This is a genomic window from Allostreptomyces psammosilenae (genome assembly GCF_013407765.1).
Taxonomy (GTDB): domain Bacteria; phylum Actinomycetota; class Actinomycetes; order Streptomycetales; family Streptomycetaceae; genus Allostreptomyces; species Allostreptomyces psammosilenae.
Map to the genome: position 1 here is coordinate 4,661,226 of NZ_JACBZD010000001.1, position 16,438 is coordinate 4,677,663.

At 74.1% G+C, this 16,438-nt stretch carries 13 protein-coding genes; 8 read left to right on the plus strand and 5 right to left on the minus strand.

All coding sequences use genetic code 11. The annotated features are described in order from the left end of the window. The first annotated feature begins 12 nt into the window (after positions 1 to 12). Positions 13 to 1,068 carry a TIGR03571 family LLM class oxidoreductase gene (locus tag FHU37_RS19285; protein WP_312892673.1) on the plus strand — a complete coding sequence of 352 codons (1,056 nt, stop codon included), beginning with the start codon at positions 13 to 15 and terminating at the stop codon, positions 1,066 to 1,068. A gap of 82 nt (positions 1,069 to 1,150) precedes the next feature. Here FHU37_RS19285 and FHU37_RS19290 read toward each other — a convergent pair whose 3' ends face one another. Further along, on the minus strand, positions 1,151 to 2,416 hold the full coding sequence (locus FHU37_RS19290) for an FG-GAP repeat domain-containing protein (RefSeq protein ID WP_179815390.1): 1,266 nt from the start codon (positions 2,414 to 2,416) through the stop codon (positions 1,151 to 1,153). A gap of 354 nt (positions 2,417 to 2,770) precedes the next feature. After that, positions 2,771 to 3,685, minus strand: a complete 915-nt coding sequence (locus tag FHU37_RS19295) for a LysR family transcriptional regulator (RefSeq protein WP_179815391.1) — start codon at positions 3,683 to 3,685, stop codon at positions 2,771 to 2,773. Between the two features lie 349 nt (positions 3,686 to 4,034). Here FHU37_RS19295 and FHU37_RS19300 point away from each other — a divergent pair, with 349 nt between their 5' ends. From FHU37_RS19300 to iolE, 3 genes are all read left to right on the plus strand, one after another. Beyond that, positions 4,035 to 5,027: a ParB/RepB/Spo0J family partition protein gene (locus tag FHU37_RS19300; RefSeq protein ID WP_312892674.1), complete on the plus strand. Its 993-nt coding sequence runs from the start codon at positions 4,035 to 4,037 to the stop codon at positions 5,025 to 5,027. A gap of 166 nt (positions 5,028 to 5,193) precedes the next feature. Continuing rightward, positions 5,194 to 6,789: a pyranose oxidase gene (locus tag FHU37_RS19305; RefSeq protein WP_179815393.1), complete on the plus strand. Its 1,596-nt coding sequence runs from the start codon at positions 5,194 to 5,196 to the stop codon at positions 6,787 to 6,789. 65 nt (positions 6,790 to 6,854) lie between these two features. Further along, positions 6,855 to 7,751, plus strand: a complete 897-nt coding sequence (gene iolE, locus FHU37_RS19310) for a myo-inosose-2 dehydratase (RefSeq protein WP_179815394.1) — start codon at positions 6,855 to 6,857, stop codon at positions 7,749 to 7,751. 120 nt (positions 7,752 to 7,871) lie between these two features. Here iolE and FHU37_RS19315 read toward each other — a convergent pair whose 3' ends face one another. Further along, entirely contained in the window at positions 7,872 to 8,339 is a 468-nt protein-coding gene (locus FHU37_RS19315; RefSeq protein WP_179815395.1) for a MarR family winged helix-turn-helix transcriptional regulator, read from the minus strand. Between the two features lie 174 nt (positions 8,340 to 8,513). Between FHU37_RS19315 and FHU37_RS19320 the strand changes: the two genes are divergently transcribed. Continuing rightward, positions 8,514 to 9,341, plus strand: a complete 828-nt coding sequence (locus tag FHU37_RS19320) for an aldo/keto reductase (RefSeq protein WP_179815396.1) — start codon at positions 8,514 to 8,516, stop codon at positions 9,339 to 9,341. Between the two features lie 147 nt (positions 9,342 to 9,488). Beyond that, positions 9,489 to 11,153, plus strand: coding sequence for an FAD-binding dehydrogenase (locus tag FHU37_RS19325; protein ID WP_179815397.1), 1,665 nt, complete (start codon positions 9,489 to 9,491; stop codon positions 11,151 to 11,153). Positions 11,154 to 11,268: 115 nt separating this feature from the next. On the opposite strand, the gene FHU37_RS19330 is transcribed toward FHU37_RS19325, so the two are convergent. After that, the gene (locus FHU37_RS19330; protein ID WP_179815398.1) at positions 11,269 to 12,669 is read right to left on the minus strand and encodes a Bcr/CflA family multidrug efflux MFS transporter; all 1,401 of its coding nucleotides are present in this window, start codon (positions 12,667 to 12,669) and stop codon (positions 11,269 to 11,271) included. A gap of 411 nt (positions 12,670 to 13,080) precedes the next feature. Between FHU37_RS19330 and FHU37_RS19335 the strand changes: the two genes are divergently transcribed. Together FHU37_RS19335 and FHU37_RS19340 are read left to right on the plus strand one after the other, a co-directional pair. Continuing rightward, the gene (locus FHU37_RS19335) at positions 13,081 to 14,160 is read left to right on the plus strand and encodes a helix-turn-helix transcriptional regulator (RefSeq protein ID WP_179815399.1); all 1,080 of its coding nucleotides are present in this window, start codon (positions 13,081 to 13,083) and stop codon (positions 14,158 to 14,160) included. A 175-nt stretch (positions 14,161 to 14,335) separates the two neighbouring features. After that, complete coding sequence (locus FHU37_RS19340) at positions 14,336 to 15,025, plus strand: bifunctional DNA primase/polymerase (RefSeq protein WP_179815400.1); 690 nt, start codon at positions 14,336 to 14,338, stop codon at positions 15,023 to 15,025. 147 nt (positions 15,026 to 15,172) lie between these two features. Here FHU37_RS19340 and FHU37_RS19345 read toward each other — a convergent pair whose 3' ends face one another. Continuing rightward, entirely contained in the window at positions 15,173 to 16,435 is a 1,263-nt protein-coding gene (locus tag FHU37_RS19345) for an SCO2278 family lipoprotein (RefSeq protein WP_179815401.1), read from the minus strand. Positions 16,436 to 16,438: the final 3 nt, after the last annotated feature.

A 16,438-nucleotide genomic window follows, 5' to 3' on the forward strand; every position in this document is an offset into this window, starting at 1 on the left:
GGAGGTACTCCCGTGTCAGCGCAGCACCCGGCCCTGAGCCGCCTGATCGCGGACGGCCACCCCACCATCGGCGTCCAGCTGCCGCTGGACAACGACTGGTCCGGCGCCCGCCGCCGGCGGACCCAGGAGCTCGGCCTCCCCTCCGGCGTGCCGGACCTGAGCCTGCACACCGAGCGGGCCCGCCTGGTGGACCAGCTCGGCTTCGCCAGCATCTGGCTGAGGGACGTCCCGCTGTACGACCCGCAGCGCTTCGGCGACGCCGGCACCGTCCTGGAGGCGTTCACGCACCTGGGACACCTGGCCGCGGTCACCGAGAACGCGGTGCTCGGCACCGCCGCCATCGTGCTGCCGCTGCGCCAGCCGCTGCTGGTGGCCAAGGCGGCGGCCACCGTGGACCACCTGACCGGCGGGCGGTTCGTGCTGGGGGTGGCCAGCGGTGACCGGCCCGTGGAGTACCCGCTGTTCGGGCGGGACTACGAGAGCCGCGGGGACCGGATGCGGGACTTCGTGGAGATGGTCCGCCGCGCGTGGGCCGTCCCCGAGCCCGGCGAGGGCATCGAGCTGCCGGTGGCCGGCCTGACCGCCGACCTCGGCCTCGACGTCCTGCCCAAGCCGCCGGGCGGCGAACTGCCCATGGTGGTCGCGGGCCGGGCCCGGCAGTCGATGGACTGGATCGCCACCCACGCCGACGGCTGGCTGACCTACGGCCACGACAACGAGGCGGTCGCCCTGCTCACCCGGCAGTGGCGGCGCCTCACCGCCGACGCGGACCGGTACAAGCCGTTCATCATGCCCATGCACCTGGACCTCACCGAGGACCCGGACACCCCCGCCACGCCCATCCGGGAGGGCTGGCGGACCGGCCGCAAGGGGCTCGCCGCCCAGCTCGACCGGCTGGGCGGGTTCGGCGTGGACCACGTCACCGTCAACCTGCGGCAGAGCGAACGACCGGTGGAGGAGGTGCTCCAGGAGCTGGCCGAGACGATCCTGCCGGCCTACCCGGCGCCCTCCGCCGAGGCCGCGCCCGCCGGCGTCCCCGGAGCCGCGGACGGGTGGGCGAAGGGCTGAGGCCACCGGCGAGCCAGACGGCGGCGCCGGGCGTGGGAGGCCACGCCCGGCGCCGTCTCGTGTGGGGGGACGCGCTACCCGCTCACTCCCGGTCCAGGTCGATCTCGTTGCGGAACAGCAGCAGCTTGGCGTCCTTGGCGACGAAGTACTTGGGAACCTTGTACGCGATGGTCGCGAAGTCCAGCTTCCCGTTCCCGTCGAAGTCCGCGATGGCGATCCGCGCCGCGGAGTCCTCGGAGATCCGCCACTTGGCGAAGACGCCCTGCTCCAGGTCGATCGCCTTGTAGTACATGACGCCCTGCCACGGGGCCGGCCCGCGCAGCGCGACCAGGAACTCCTCCTCCCCGTCGCCGTCGAAGTCGGCGGCCACCACCTGGTGGCCGACGCCCTCGCCGTTCTCGTTCGGGTCGCCGAAGACGTCCAGCACGTGCCGGCGCCAGGTCACCTCGGCGGGGTGCCCCGCGGACTCCTTGACGTAGACGGCCACGGTGTTGCCGTGGTTGGGCTCCACCGCCGCCACGTAGCCGAACGGATCGTCCCCGATCCGGCCGATCCCGACGTCGCCGCTGCCCTTGAAGCCGGTCTGCTCGAAGCGGGTCAGCTCGCCGGTGCCGATCAGCACCTTCTCCCAGGACCGCCGCGCCTCGTCGAAGTACAGCCAGGTCACGCCCTCGTCCGAGGCGATCAGCATCGAGTCCAGGTCGGAACCGGGGATCAGGCCGCTCTTCCGCTCAGCGCCGTGGGCGTGCCGGAAGGAGTTGTCGTCGATGACGGTCATCGGCCACTCGGCCGCCTGCTGGACGTCGTCGGGCTGGGTGAACAGCACGATCGGCAGCACCTTGTGCGGGCCGCCGGAGCCGGAGGCGACCACCGGCACGCCGATGATCTCCAGCCGCTCCCGCTGGGTGAAGTGCCCCACCCGCAGCCGGTGCATCCCCTCCATGCGCCCGATGTAGTGGCGCTTCCAGCGGGTGGTGACCTTGTCCGCGCCGCCGGGGTTCTCCAGCCAGTCGATCCTGCCGCCGTCCGGCTTCGGGTCGACGATGGTGCCGATGGGGCCGTACAGGTCGTAGCAGAGCACGATGTCCGGCAGGCCGTTCCCGCTGATGTCGGCGTAGTCGCCGCCGATCGGCATCGGGATCTGGTCGGCGACCAGCCGCCGGGTCCACTCCCCGTTGTTCTGGTACCAGTAGACCTCCCCCATGGTCAGTCCCCAGCCGAAGAGGTCCGGCTTGGAGTCGTCGTCGATGTCCGGGGCCTCCACCCAGTAGCCGTCGCGCAGTTGGTCGGCGACGAGTTCGCGCCGGAAAACCGGCACGCTGATCTTCGGTGAGTCGTACTTCGACATGTGTCTTGTCTCCCTGTGTTCGGCTCGTTCGGCTTGTTCGCTGGGGCCGGCGGCGCGGGACCGCCGGAGCTCGCCTGGCGGGGGCGCGCGGGAACGGCACGACGGAGCGGGAGGGGCGTGCCGGTGGCGGCGGGCGGGTGTGCGACCGGGGAATCTCCCCAGTCGCACACCCGCGGTTCGGCACACCCCATGACAGGCCGCGGCCGGCAGGGCGCCGCGTCGCGCGTTGCCGGGCCGGCGGTTCCGGCGGGCGGCCTGACGCGATAGTCGGCGCGTTCTGATGGGGTGTCAACGAACGGCCGGTCGCGCCGGGGCGGCCCCGGGCGCGGCCGGAGGTGCCGCAGTCGTCCGGCCCTAGTCGTCCAGCCCCAGGTGGGCGCGCACGTGGGCGGGGGTGACGCGGGCGTGCGCCAGCAGGGTGGTGACGAACGCGGCGGTCAGCGGCTCGAACGGGCCGCGGGCGTAGGCCGCCAGCTCCCGGCGGATCGGCGGGTCCGGTCGCAGCAGCCGCCCGTCGAAGCGCGGCGGGACGATGTTGGCCGGGACCAGGGCGGGGCCGAGGCCGGCGGCGGCGAGGACCGGCACGGTCGCGGCCTGTTCGGTGTGCACCGCCACGCGCGGCCGGAACCCCGCGTTCGCGCAGGCCCCGTCGACCACCTCGGCCAGTCCGGTCCCCGGGGCGTAGTGCACCCAGTCGCGATCGGCCAGCGCCCCGAGCCGCAGCCGCGTGCCCTCCGCCGCGGTGTCGTCGTCGGCGGGCAGCACGATGACGAACTCCTCGGTGCCCAGGGGGCGGATCGCCCCCTCCCAGCCGACCGGCGGCGGACCGACGGCGAGGTCGGCCTGACCCGCCGCCATCGCGGCCCGCATCTCCTCGCCGTGGTGGTACTCGAACAGCCGCACCCGGATCCCCCGGTGGGCCTGGCACCAGGCCCGCAGGACCGGGGGGAGCACGCCGAGGCTGACCGAGAGCAGGGTGGCCAGCTCCAGCGTGCCCGTTTCGAAGCCGCCCGCCTGACGGGCCGCGGCGACGGCCTGCTCGGTGCCGGCGAGCACGGCGCGGGCGTGCGGCAGCATGGCCCGCCCCGCGGTGGTGAGCCGCACCGACCTCGGGAGGCGTTCCAGCAGCTGGGCGCCGACGGCGCGCTCCAGCGCGCGCATCTGGTGGGACAGCGCCGGCTGTGTGACGTGCAGCAGCTCCGCGGCCCGGGTGAACGACCCGGCCTCCGCCACCCGCACCAGGCACTCCAGCTGACGTAACGTCACCATGAACGAATTTTATGGCTGCGGTGACAAACTTTCCTTGGATCCGCAAATTTTGACTGACGCATAATCAGATCAGATCAATCCTCCACCCAGCAGCACGTTGCCTGACGGCGGCGTCTGCGCGTCGCCATCGTGGAGGCACTCTCCGCGTCCGTTCGGTCGCGGAGGGTCGAAGGGGGAGCCGGGAACACGGGGGAAGCCGCGATCTCGACCACGCGATCTTCGCGAAAGGGGAGTTTCCATGACACATGGCGCGAGCGCTCTCATCGTCCCGAGTCAGGAAGGGCCAGGGCCGGACCCCGGCACGCGGGAGCGGGGGCACCGCGGGGTGCTCCACCCGGTGAGACAGACGGTGCCCATCAGCTCCCTGGTGCTGACCGACTCGCCCCGCCTGGACGGCGAGAGCGCCGAACACGTGCGCGTGCTCGCCGAGTCCGACGCCGAGCTGCCGCCGATCATCGTGCACCGGCCGACGATGCGGGTCATCGACGGGACGCACCGGCTGCGGGCCGCCGTGCTGCGCGGCCAGGACACCATCGCGGCGCGCTTCTTCGACGGCACCGAGGCCGACGCCTTCGTCCTCGCCGTGCGGGCGAACATCGAGCACGGCCTGCCGCTCTCGCTCGCCGACCGCAGCGCGGCCGCCGCCCGCGTGATGGCCTTCTACCCCCAGTGGTCGGACCGGGCCATCGCCGCCGTCACCGGCCTCGCCGCCAAGACGGTGGGCGCCATCCGCCGCCGCACCGCCCCCGAGGACTCCCCCCGCGCGCAGGTCAGGATCGGCCGGGACGGACGGGTGCGGCCGCTCAGCAGCGCCCGGGGCCGCACCGTCGCCGGCGAGTTCGTCACCAACAACCCGCAGGCATCGCTCCGCCAGATCGCCGAGGTCGCCGGCATATCCCTGGGCACCGCCCGCGACGTGCGGGAGCGGCTGCGCCGCGGCGAGGACCCCCTGCCGCCGAAGCTGCGCCCCGCCCACCGGCCGGCGGCGCGCCCGGCACGCGCCGCGGAACCCGGCGAGCAGCCGCGGGAGCGGCCGGCGACGGCCCCCCGGCCCGCCGGCGCGAGACCCTGGCGCGGCCCCCTCCGGGACCGCAACGCGATCGTGTGGGCGCTGCGCCGGGACCCCTCCCTGCGCTACGCCGAGACCGGGCGCACCCTGCTGCGCCTGCTGGACGCCCATCTGATCGGCCCCGAGGAGTGGAAGCGGCTGGTCGAGGGCGTGCCGCCGCACCGGGCCGACCTGGTGCTGGACGCCGCCCGGGAGTGCGCCGCCGCCTGGCAGGAGTTCGCGGAGCAACTGCAGCGCCGGCACCTGTCCCGGGACGCCGAGACCTCCCGGTGAACCGGCCGCGCCGTACTGGTGCACGTGCTCTTTCGTCGTCGCACTTACCGGCCGCGATCACGCCTGGCGACACTGCCGTGCAAGCTGACGGGCCGCAACGGCGCGACCTTTCCTTCCCGCCCCGCCGCGTCGGCGGGGTTCGCCGCCCTTGGCAGGGAGTTCACAGATGCGAGTGGACACACTGATCATCGGATCCGGACCGGTCGGGGCGACCTACGCCCGTGTGCTGGAGGCCGCGGGACAGCGCGTCGCCATGGTCGACGCGGGAGCCCAGCACTCCCCCCGGTTCGGCGAGCACCTGAAGAACGCCGTGGTGTACCAGCGGAACCGGAACCTGTTCTCCTCCGTCATCCGGGGCCACCTCAACCCGCTCTCGGTCTCCGTCGACCGGACGGCCCTGGACGTCCTGGACCCGGCCGCCACCGGCGTCAACCCGGCGGACTACGGCGGCGGCGCCGCCAACGGCCAGAACCCCGGGCAGGATCCGCACCTCAACATCCCCGGCGCCGCCGCCACCTACGCGGTGGGCGGCATGGCCACCCACTGGACCTGCGCGACCCCCCGGCACCACCCCACGGTGGAGCGCACCGACCTGATCTCCGAGGACGAGTGGGAGGACCTCTACCGGGAGGCCGAGGACATCCTCGGCACCAGCGTCAAGGAGTTCTCCGACTCCGTCACCCACAACGTGGTGCTGGACGTGCTCCGCGAGGAGTACGGCGAGCTGCCCGAGCCGTACGGCGTGCAGTCCCTGCCGCTGGCGGTGCGCAGACGCCGGGACAGCCCGCACCTGGTGCACTGGACCGGGACCGACGCGGTCTTCGGCAAGCTCGCCACCCCGGGCGCCAGCGACAACTTCACCCTGCTGCCGCAGCACCTGTGCACCCGCCTGGTGCGCTCCTCGGACGGCCACCACATCCGCTACGCCGAGGTGCAGGACCTGCTGCGCTCCCGGACGCTGCGGATCCGGGCGGAGAACTACGTGGTGGCGGGCGGCGCCGTGCTCACCCCGCAGCTGCTGTTCGCCTCCGGGATCACCCCGGAACCGCTGGGCCGGTACCTGACCGAGCAGCCGGTCGCGTTCTGCCAGGTGGTGCTGCTCGGCTCGCACCTGGAGGCCGTCCGGGACGACGCGCTCTTCTGGGACCGGGTGCGCCTGCACATGTCGCACAACCCCGACGACCCGGTGCCCATCCCGCGGGACGACCTCGACCCGCAGGTGTGGATTCCGGTGTCGCCCAGCCGGCCCTGGCACTGCCAGATCCACCGGGACGCCTTCCACTACGGCGACGGGCGGCCGAACGTGGACGAGCGGCTGATCGTGGACCTGCGCTGGTTCGGGATCGTCGAGCCGCGCCGGGACAACCGGGTGGTCTTCTCGGAGCGGCACCGGGACATGTTCGGGATGCCGCAGCCGACGTTCGAGTTCTCCTACTCGGCGGAGGACCGGCACCGCCAGCACGCCATGATGGCCGACATGCTGCGGGCCGCGTCCGCGCTGGGCGGCTTCCTCCCGGGATCCGAGCCCCGCTTCACCACCCTGGGGATCCCGCTGCACATCACCGGCACCACCCGGATGGGCGACGACCCGGAGACCAGCGTGGCGGATCCGAACTCCCAGGTGTGGTTCGTCGAGAACCTCTACGTCGGCGGCAACGGCGTCATCCCGCGGGGCACCGCCAGCAACCCGACGCTGACCAGCATGGCGTTCGCGCTGAAGTCCGCCCGCCACATCCTGCGCCGGTCCGACGGGGCCGCCTGACCACCCGGGCGCGCCCGCGCCCGCCCCGTCACCCCCGCCCCACCGCCCCCGAAAGGACTACAGGCGTGTTCGACCGCGAACGGGTCCACCTCGGCATCACCCCGACCGTGTGGACCAACGACGACTTCCCGCTCCTCGGCAACGACATCCCCTTCGAGCAGTGCGTCAGCGAGATGGCGCTGGCGGGCTTCGAGGGGACCAGCGTCGGCCACAAGTTCCCCCGCGACCCCGAGGTGCTGAAGGCGGCGCTCGACCTGCGCGGCCTGCGCGTGTCGGAGCCGTGGGCCAGCACCTTCCTCACCGTCCCCGGCATGCGGCAGCGCACCGTGGACGGCTTCGCCGAGCAGATGCGGTTCATCCGGGCGCTCGGCGGCGACACCGTCGTGGTGGCCGAGCAGGGCGGCGCGGTGCACCTCCAGCCGCTGCCGCTGGACGCCAACAAGCCCGTCCTGACCGACTCCGCGTGGGAGGAGCTGACCACCGGCCTGGACGAGCTGGGCAAGATGGCCGCGGCCGAGGGCATGCGGCTGTGCTACCACCCGCACATGGGCACCGTCGTGCAGACCCGGGCGGAGGTGGACCGGCTGATGGCCGGGACCGATCCCGAGCACGTGCACCTGCTGCTGGACACCGGGCACCTGTACTGGGCCGGGGACGATCCGCTGGCCCTCGCCCGGGAGCACGCCGCGCGCATCCGCCACGTGCACCTGAAGGACGTCCGCCGGGCGGTGCTGGACCGGGCGCGCGCCGAGGGGCTCACCTTCCAGGAGGCGGTCTTCGCCGGGGTCTTCACCGTGCCCGGGGACGGGGTGATCGACTTCGCGCCGATCCTGCGCACGCTGGCGGACGCCGGTTACCAGGGCTGGCTGGTGGTCGAGGCGGAACAGGATCCGGCCAAGGCCCATCCGCTGACCTACGCCCGCCGGGCGCGCTCCTACCTGCGTCAGGTGGCCGGCCTGTAACGGGCCGGACGGCCGGGCCGGGAGGCCGGGCGGGAGGAGGGACGACGACCCGGTGCCGCACCGCGGGCCCCACGGCCGCGGCGTGGCACCGGGTCGCCGTGTCCGCGGCGCGCCGCCGTGTCAGGCGCGCTGCGCGAGCTCGCCCAGACCGGCGGACTCCAGGGCGTGCACCAGGGGGGCCAGCTCGGGGACGGCGACCGCCTCGGCGAGCGCCTCGCGCAGCGCCGCGTCGTGCGTGGGGGCTGCCTCCTGGAGCACCCGGCGGCCCTTGTCGCTCACCTCGGTGTAGATGCCCCGCCGGTCGGTGGCACAGAGGTAGCGGACTAACAGGTCCTGCTCCTCCAGGCGTGCCACCAGCCGGGTGGTGGCGCTCTGACTGAGCACCACGGCGTTGGCGAGCTGCTGCATCCGCATGTGCCGGTCCTGCTGGCGGTTGAGCACGTCGAGCACGGTGTACTCGCTCACGCTCAGGCCGTGCGCGGCCTGCAGGGCCCGTTCGATCCGGATCTCGATCCTGGCGTGCAGGGCCGCGAGGGAGCGCCAGCCCTCGGCCCGGGCTTCGTCCTGGACACCGTCCCGAAGCGACATGGAACCCTCCTCATCGCGGGCTGCAACGTATTGTTAACCAGCATAAGTCGCAGAGGGGTGAGTACGGGCCAGTGCAAGAAGTGGCGCGTGCAATAATGTTCCCGTTTGCCGTGCCGCGGTGCCCCGAAGGCCGTGACGCCGGATGAGACCGTGTCCTACGTGAGGGCGGGCCCGATGTCCCAGGTTCCTCTTCTTCCGCTGAACCACGGCCCGTCCCTCCCGCGGCTGGGCCTCGGCGTGTACCAGGTGCCGCCGGAGCGGACCGCCGAGGTGGTCCGCACCGCGCTGGAGGCCGGCTACCGCTCGGTGGACACCGCCGCCGTCTACGGCAACGAGCGCGGCGTGGGCGAGGCCGTCCGGTCGTCCGGGATCCCGCGCGCCGAACTCCACGTCACCACCAAGCTGTGGAACACCGACCAGGGGCCGGACAGCGCCCGCACCGCGTTCGAGGCCAGCCTGGCCAGGCTCGGCCTCGACTACGTCGACCTGTACCTCATCCACTGGCCGGTCCCGGCCCTGGACAGGTACGTCGAGACCTGGCGGACCCTGGAGAAGCTGCGCGCGGACGGCCGGGTGAAGGCCATCGGCGTGTCCAACTTCCAGGTCCCGCACCTGCGGCGGCTGATCGAGGAGACCGGCACGGTCCCGGCGGTCAACCAGATCGAGCTGCACCCCTACCTCCAGCAGGCACGGCTGCGGGCGTTCCACGCCGAGCACGGCATCGCCACCCAGGCCTGGAGCCCGCTCGGCCAGGGCCTCCTGCTGGACGACCCGGTCATCACCGAACTCGCCGGCAAGCACGGCAGGACCCCGGCGCAGGTGATGCTCCGGTGGAACCTGCAGCTGGGCAACGCGGTCGTCGCGAAGTCGGCCGACCCGGGCCGGCTCCGCGAGAACCTCGCCGCCTTCGACTTCGACCTCCCGGCGGAGGACCTCGCGCTGATCGCGACCCTGCACAGCGACACCCGCACCGGTCCGCGCCCGGACACCTTCACCGGCTGAGGCCGCGCGGCCGCCCGCCCCCGCCGCCCGACGACGTGTTCCTTCCGTGGCTACCGGGCAGTACGTTGATGTTCCCGTGCTCGGCTCCCGACGGCCGGCGAAGGCGTCCGGCCGCCCGCGCCCCTGCCACTTCCTGGAGGTAGCCCCATGCCAGCCGCCCTGGACGCGGACGTCATCGTGGTCGGCGCCGGCCTGGCCGGGCTCGTCGCTGCCACCGAACTCGCCGACGCCGGACGCCGGGTCGTCCTGCTCGACCAGGAACCCGAACAGGCCGTCGGCGGACAGGCGTTCTGGTCCTTCGGCGGCCTGTTCCTGGTCGACTCGCCCGAGCAACGGCGGTTACGCGTCCGCGACTCCGCCGAACTCGCCCTCAGCGACTGGCTCGGCACCGCTGCCTTCGACCGCGAGGAGGACCACTGGCCCCGCCGCTGGGCCGAGGCGTACGTCGACTTCGCCGCCGGCGAGAAACGCGCCTGGCTGCACGCCATGGGGGTGCGCTGGTTCCCGTTCGTGCAGTGGGCCGAACGCGGCGGCTACACCGCCATCGGCCACGGCAACTCGGTGCCCCGCTTCCACATCACCTGGGGCACCGGCCACGGCATCGTCGAACCGTTCTTCCGCCGGCTGCGCGCGGCCGTGGCGCGGGGCCTGGTGAGCACCCGCTTCCGCCACCGGGTGGACGCGCTGACCAGCACCGGCGGCGTGGTGGACGGCGTGGCCGGCGCGGTGCTTGAGCCCAGCGCGGCCGAGCGCGGGGCCCCCAGCTCCCGGACGGTCGTCGGCTCCTTCGAACTGCGCGCCCAGGCGGTGATCGTCACCTCCGGCGGCATCGGCGGCAACCACGACCTGGTGCGCCGCAACTGGCCCACCGAGCGGCTCGGCGAACCCCCGGCCGAGCTGCTGTGCGGCGTGCCGGAGCACGTGGACGGGCGGATGCTCGGCATCACGGAGTCCGCCGGCGGACGGCTCATCAACACCGACCGGATGTGGAACTACGCCGAGGGCGTCGCCAACCACGACCCGATCTGGCCACGGCACGGCATCCGGATCCTCTCCGGCCCGTCCCCGCTCTGGCTGGACGCCACCGGGCAGCGCCTGCCGGTCCCGCTGTTCCCGGGGTTCGACGCGATCGGCGCCATGGAGCACATCGTCCGCACCGGCCACGACCACTCCTGGTTCGTGCTCAACCGGCGCATCCTCGGCAAGGAGTTCGCGCTCTCCGGCTCCGAGCAGAACCCCGACCTGACCGGGAAGGACGTCCGCGCCGTGCTGGCCCGGGCGCTGCCCGGCGCGATCGGTCCGGTGGAGACCTTCGCCCGGCTCAACCCCGAGTTCCTCACCGCCCCCGACGTCCCCGGCCTGGCGCGCGAGATGAACCGGCTGACCGGCAAGGAGCTGATCGACGCGGCCGAACTGGAGCGGGTCATCGTGGCCCGGGACCTCCAGGTCACCTCCGGGCTCGGCAAGGACACCCAGGTCACCGCGATCTCGGCGGCGCGGCACTTCCTCACCGACCGGCTGATCCGGGTGGTGCCGCCGCACCGGCTGGTCGACCCGGCCGCCGGACCGCTGGTCGCGGTGCGGCTGCGGGTGCTCACCCGCAAGTCGCTGGGTGGCCTGGAGACCGACCTGTCCGCGCGGGTGCTGCGCCCCGACGGCACCCCGTTGCCCGGCGTCTACGCCGCCGGCGAGGTGGCCGGGTTCGGCGGCGGCGGCATGCACGGCTACCGGGCGCTGGAGGGCACCTTCCTGGGTGGCTGCCTGTTCTCCGGGCGGATCGCCGGCCGCGCCGCCGCGCGGGCCGTGGGGTGAGCGCGCCATGACCGCCGGGTAGGACGCCCCCGCCGCCGTCCGCGGCGGCCGGTGTCGGGGGAGGACGCCCGGCCGCCGCGGATCCCGTGGCGCTCGGGCGCCACGGGACGCTGGATCAGCCGCGCCGCCAGGGGCGGGACAGCGCCAGCAGCGCGCCGAGCGCCACCACCGCCATGCCGGTCAGCGTCAGCGCCATCGGCAGCGCCGTCTCACCGCCGCCCATCGCGGCCAGCGGCGCGACCAGCGAGCCGACCAGGAACTGCGAGGTGCCGAGCAGCGCCGAGGCGCTGCCGGCCGCGTGCGGCGCCCGGTTGAGCACCTCGGTGGTGCAGTTCGGCATCACCAGGCCGGTGGCGGAGATCGTCACCCACAGCACCGGGACGATCACCCACAGGCTGGCTTCGGTGGCCGCCGTCAGCACCACCAGCAGGGCGCCGCCGCCCAGGATCACCCCGAGCCCGACCACGATCAGCCGGTTCGGCGAGAACCGTCCGACCAGCACCCGCCCGTTGACCTGGGTGAACCCCACCATGCCGAGGGCGACCAGGCCGAACAGCAGGCTGTAGGTCTGCGGGGAGGCGCCGTAGACCTCCTGGAGCACCACCGAGGAGGCGGAGATGTAGGCGAAGATCGACGAGAAGCCGAATGCGAACGCCAGCAGGTAGCCGAGGAGCGTGCGGTCGGCGAGCAGCCGCCCCATGGTGCGCAGGGTGTCGCCGAGGTCCATCGGGCGGCGCCGCTGCACCGGCAGCGTCTCCCGCAGCTTCCACGCCGCCAGCAGCGTGATGAACACGCCCAGCACCGCCTGCGCGACGAAGATGCCCTGCCAGGACGTCACCCGCATCAGCTGACCGCCCACGACCGGGGCGAGGATCGGCGCCAGGCCGCTGATCAGCATCAGCGAGGAGAACAGCCGGGCGGCGGCGACACCGCTGTAGTAGTCGCGCACCACCGCCCGGGCGATCACCACGCCCGCGGCGCCGGTCAGGCCCTGCAGCATGCGCAGCGCCGTCAGCGTCTCGATGTTCGGCGCGACGGCGCAGGCCGCGGTCGCCACCAGGTAGAGCGATATGCCGACCAGCAGCGGGCGGCGCCGGCCGACGGCGTCGCTCAGCGGCCCGGCGAGCAGCTGGCCGAGGGCCAGACCGATCAGGAAGGTGGTGATGGTCAGCTGCACCTGCGTGCTGGTGGTCCCCAGGGAGGAGGTGACCTCCGGGAGCGCCGGCAGGTACATGTCCATCGACAGCGGGGCCAGCGCGGTCAGCGTGCCCAGGATGAGCACCAGCAGCGGGCCGGGGCGCAGCCCGCCCGGCGCGGCGCCGGTGGCGGGGACGGTGACGCCGGCGGCGGGCCCGGCGGGCGCGGTGGGTGCGGGGGACGGCCCGGTGGCCGTGGACGGCGACGTCCCCGGCGGGGCGTCGTCGAGCGGGGTGCGCGCCGGGGGGACGACAGGGGCCCGGCGCTCGGTTGGGTCGGAGATCCCTTCGGACGGGGACGGTCTGCTGGCAGGTTGCACGGTGTGATGCCTCGTCGATCTGGTCGGAGGTGGCGGGGGACGAGGGTGTCGTCGCCGGGGCGACGGCACGACGACGCAGCGGTATCGCCTCGTGGGCGACCGCTGCGTCGCGTGGTGCTCGATGGTGGTTCCGTGGTGGTTGTGCCGCCATGGGGATCGGGTACCGGCCGGACTCGCGGACGAGCCCCATCGTCACCCGAGAACCACCCCCCATAAATACATGGTGTTTGCAAGCTTCCTCAACGCGATAACGTCCAACGGCTGTTCCCGCGCCTTGGCGGATGTCACCGGCGACGCCGCCGTGCGCGGGGTGGGGGAGGGGAAGAACGGGAGCCGGAACCGGTGCCTCCGCCGGCGCCGGGCGCGCCGGCCGAGCCGCCCGTCCGCACCCCATGCGAAGGAGTTGAGGCCATGCTGCAGGCGCTCGGCATCTCGGGCCCGGCGGAGGGCGCCTACCGTGCCCTGCTCCGCCTGCACTCCGCGACGGCCGCGGCCGTCGCCCGGGAGGTCGGGCTCGGTACCGCCGCCGCCCGGCGGGCGCTCGGCGAGCTCACCGAGGCCGGACTCGCCGAGTACCAGCCGGGGCGCCGTTCCTGGCAGCCGGTGGACCCCCGGCTGGCGGTGACCGCGCTGGTGCGCCTGCGCCGCCAGGGGCTGGCCCTCGCGGAACTCGCCGCCGCCCGGCTCGCCACCGAGTACGACGACGGCGTCGCCCGCATCCGCCCCTCCGGGCCCGCCGAGGCGCTGTCCGGCCGCGAGGAGATCGCCGCGCGGCTGCGGGAGCTGCTCGCCGGCGCCGAGAAGGAGATCCTCGTCATCGACGCGCCTCCGTACGTGGCCGCCGAGGACAGCCTGCGCTTCGGGGAGGCGGCGCTCGCCCGCGGTGTGAGCTGCCGCACCCTGTACACCGCGGAAGGGCTGGCGCTGCCCGGGGCGGTGGAGGAGGTGCGCCGGATGGCGGCCCTCGGCGAGCGGGCCCGGGTGCTGGACGCGGCGCCGGTGAAGCTGATCGTGGTGGACGGCGCGCGGGCGCTGCTGCCGCTGTCGGCCGCCTCCTGGGCGACGCTCCCGGACGCCGCCGAGGAGGGCCCCCGACCCGCCGCGGGGCCCGGCGGCGCGGCGGCGCCCGCGGCGTCCGGGGCGTCCGCGGCGTCCGGCACGCCGGAGGGGCCGGGCGCCGTCCTGGTCCGGCCGTCCCGGATCACCGACGCCCTCGTCGCCCTCTTCGAATCCCTGTGGCGACAGGCGGTACCCCTCTCGCCTGACGAGCCCGCCCGGGGCAGTACCCTCGACTCCACAGGTGAGCGTGAACTACGGGACCTCGCGATGCTGCTCGCGGCCGGCCTGAAGGACGAGGCCATCGCCCGCCAGCTGAGGATCAGCCAGCGCACCCTGCATCGGCGGCTGGCCAGGCTGCTGGCCGAGTTGGGCGCCTCCAGCCGGTTCCAGGCTGGAATCCAGGCCGTCCGCCGAGGATGGGTGCGTGACTGAGCCGAGCTCGGGTCACATCGAGCCCGGACGAGCCCGTGCCCGGGCGGCCGACTCACTCGGCGGTGACGCGCATCACGTCGGCGCCGGCCCGGTCTGTACGGCGTTCGCCCACACGCGGCCCGACCTCTTCGTACGGTTGGCGTACGACAGAGGTGATCTCCAGGAAAGGGGTTCGATGCAGCGGATGATCAAGGTGGCGGGCTGGCTGCGCAGGCGTCCGCGCGTGGACTCCGCCGACCCGCGGGCACTGCGGGACGCGCTCGTCCTGGAGACCGCCCGGCTCGGCTTCCCGGTCGCCCCCGCCGCCCACCCGGCCGGTTACGGCTGTTCCTGTGACCGCGTCGGCTGTCCGTTCCCCGGGGCACATCCGATCTCCTTCGCGTGGCAGACCCAGGCCACCACCGACGAGCAACAGGTCCGGCGCTGGCTGGACACCCTCCCCGAGGCGAACTTCGTCACGGCCACCGGGCGGGCGCACGACGTGCTGGACGTGCCCGCCGAGACCGGCCGCCGCGCGCTGGACGCGCTGGTCGCCGGCGGTGCCGAACCCGGCCCGGTCGCCGAGAGCGATCCGGGCCGTTATCTCTTCTTCACCGCGACCCGCGGCACCCCGGACGACGAGGACGAGTGGTGGCCGTGCGAGCTGGACTGCCACCCGGAGACCATCGACGAGCACCCCGGGGTGCGCTGGCACTGCCGCGGCAGCTACGTGCTGCTGCCGCCCTCGCTGCACCCCTCCGGCCGCCGGGTGCGCTGGGTGCACGGGCCGGAGAACCCGCTGCCCGACCCGCTGCGGATCCTGGAGGTGCTCAGCGACGTGGGCGCGCCGGTGGAGACCGTGCCGGAGAACATCTGGGGGCACTGACCGCCGCGGGGGAGGGCGGGGCCGGAAGGGGCGGGCGGGGGAGCGTCCGGGGCGGGAAGGGGGAATGCCGGGAACGGAGGGGGCGGGCGGGGCGGGAACGGGGGAGTCCAGCGGCGCGCCCACCCGGGGGACGGGGCGCGCGACCGCTCACTCGGCCAGGGCCGAGACGGTGGCCTGCTGGCGGTCCACGAAGGTCAGCTGCCCGGCCGGCGGCGCCGGCGAGCCGCCCGACGCGTCGTCCGAGCCGTCCGACGCCTCCGGGCCCGGCGCCGCCGGCGGCACCAGCACGGCCTGCTGGGCCACGTCCATCGTGGTCAGCACCTGCTGCCGCGCCTCGCCCTCCAGCAGGGCGCGGATCTCCGGGTCCTGGATGTCCAGCCGCCTGCCCTGCGCCATGGTCAGCTTGGACTGGTGCCGCGTGGCGAAGAACACCAGCGCCCCGCCGTCCTCGGTGCGCAGCGCGTACACCCCGTGCTCCGGCGCGGCCGAGTCCAGGTACTGCCGGACGTACTGCGTGCCACCGGCCTGCGCCTCGCGCTCGGCCAGCATGTCGGTGGTGAAGGCGCCCTCCGGGAAGAGCGCCGCCTGCTCCTCGGACGCCTCGCCCTGGAGCAGCGCGGTGTAGGCACCGGGCACCTCCTCGGGGGCGAGCAGCAGCGCGGGATCGTCGGCCGGCACCTCCTCCGCCAGACCGTCCTGGTCCAGGGCGACGGCGGGCACCGCGTCGCCGGCGGCGGCCATGTACGCGGCCTGCCACGGGCCGTCCTGCTCCGCCTGCGTGAACAGCAGCATCCAGCGCCCGATGGGCTCGCCGGCGCCCTGCTCGCCCTGCGGGGCGTCCTCGTGCTCCGTGGTGGTGCTGCCGTGCACGTCGGTGACGGCCACGAACCACTTCGGGTAGCCGTTGAGCCGGGGGATCCACAGCTGCGGGTCGCCCATGTCCAGCTGCGGCGCGGGCTCGCTGTTGTCCGGGTCGGTGGCGGCGGCCACCTTGAGCGTCGCCTGGTCGATGTCCCGCAGCGCGCCGGTCTCGATGCGGGCGTTCAGCTCCAGGTCGCGGTCGGCGTTGGCCTGGTTGTTCTCCTGCTCGAACCGCTCCAGCACCTCGGCGGCGGCGGCCTCGTCCAGCGGGGCCACCCACGCGGTCGCCCCCTCCACGGTCACGCAGCCGGGCAGCGCCACCACCGCGGCGCACAGCAGCGCGGCCAGCCGCGGTCGGCGCGGCCCGGCCACGGCGCCCCGCGGCGTCCGGCGGTCGCGGGCGGCCCGTGGGCCCCGGCGGGACGACAGTGACCGAATCGACAGACGTGGCCGTGGCGACCGGCGTGGCCCGTGCGACCGGTGCGCACCGGTGACCTCGTCGGCGATCTCGGTGGTGACGTCATCGGTGACGGTGACCTGGTCAGTCATCGG

Excerpts from the sequence above, each read along its gene's own strand:
- FHU37_RS19290 (WP_179815390.1), bottom strand. The coding sequence starts at position 2,416 with ATGTCGAAGTACGACTCACCGAAGATCAGCGTGCCGGTTTTCCGGCGC.
- FHU37_RS19295 (WP_179815391.1), bottom strand. The coding sequence starts at position 3,685 with ATGGTGACGTTACGTCAGCTGGAGTGCCTGGTGCGGGTGGCGGAGGCC.
- FHU37_RS19305 (WP_179815393.1), top strand. The coding sequence starts at position 5,194 with ATGCGAGTGGACACACTGATCATCGGATCCGGACCGGTCGGGGCGACC.
- FHU37_RS19315 (WP_179815395.1), bottom strand. The coding sequence starts at position 8,339 with ATGTCGCTTCGGGACGGTGTCCAGGACGAAGCCCGGGCCGAGGGCTGG.
- FHU37_RS19320 (WP_179815396.1), top strand. The coding sequence starts at position 8,514 with ATGTCCCAGGTTCCTCTTCTTCCGCTGAACCACGGCCCGTCCCTCCCG.
- FHU37_RS19325 (WP_179815397.1), top strand. The coding sequence starts at position 9,489 with ATGCCAGCCGCCCTGGACGCGGACGTCATCGTGGTCGGCGCCGGCCTG.
- FHU37_RS19335 (WP_179815399.1), top strand. The coding sequence starts at position 13,081 with ATGCTGCAGGCGCTCGGCATCTCGGGCCCGGCGGAGGGCGCCTACCGT.
- FHU37_RS19340 (WP_179815400.1), top strand. The coding sequence starts at position 14,336 with ATGCAGCGGATGATCAAGGTGGCGGGCTGGCTGCGCAGGCGTCCGCGC.
- FHU37_RS19345 (WP_179815401.1), bottom strand. The coding sequence starts at position 16,435 with ATGACTGACCAGGTCACCGTCACCGATGACGTCACCACCGAGATCGCC.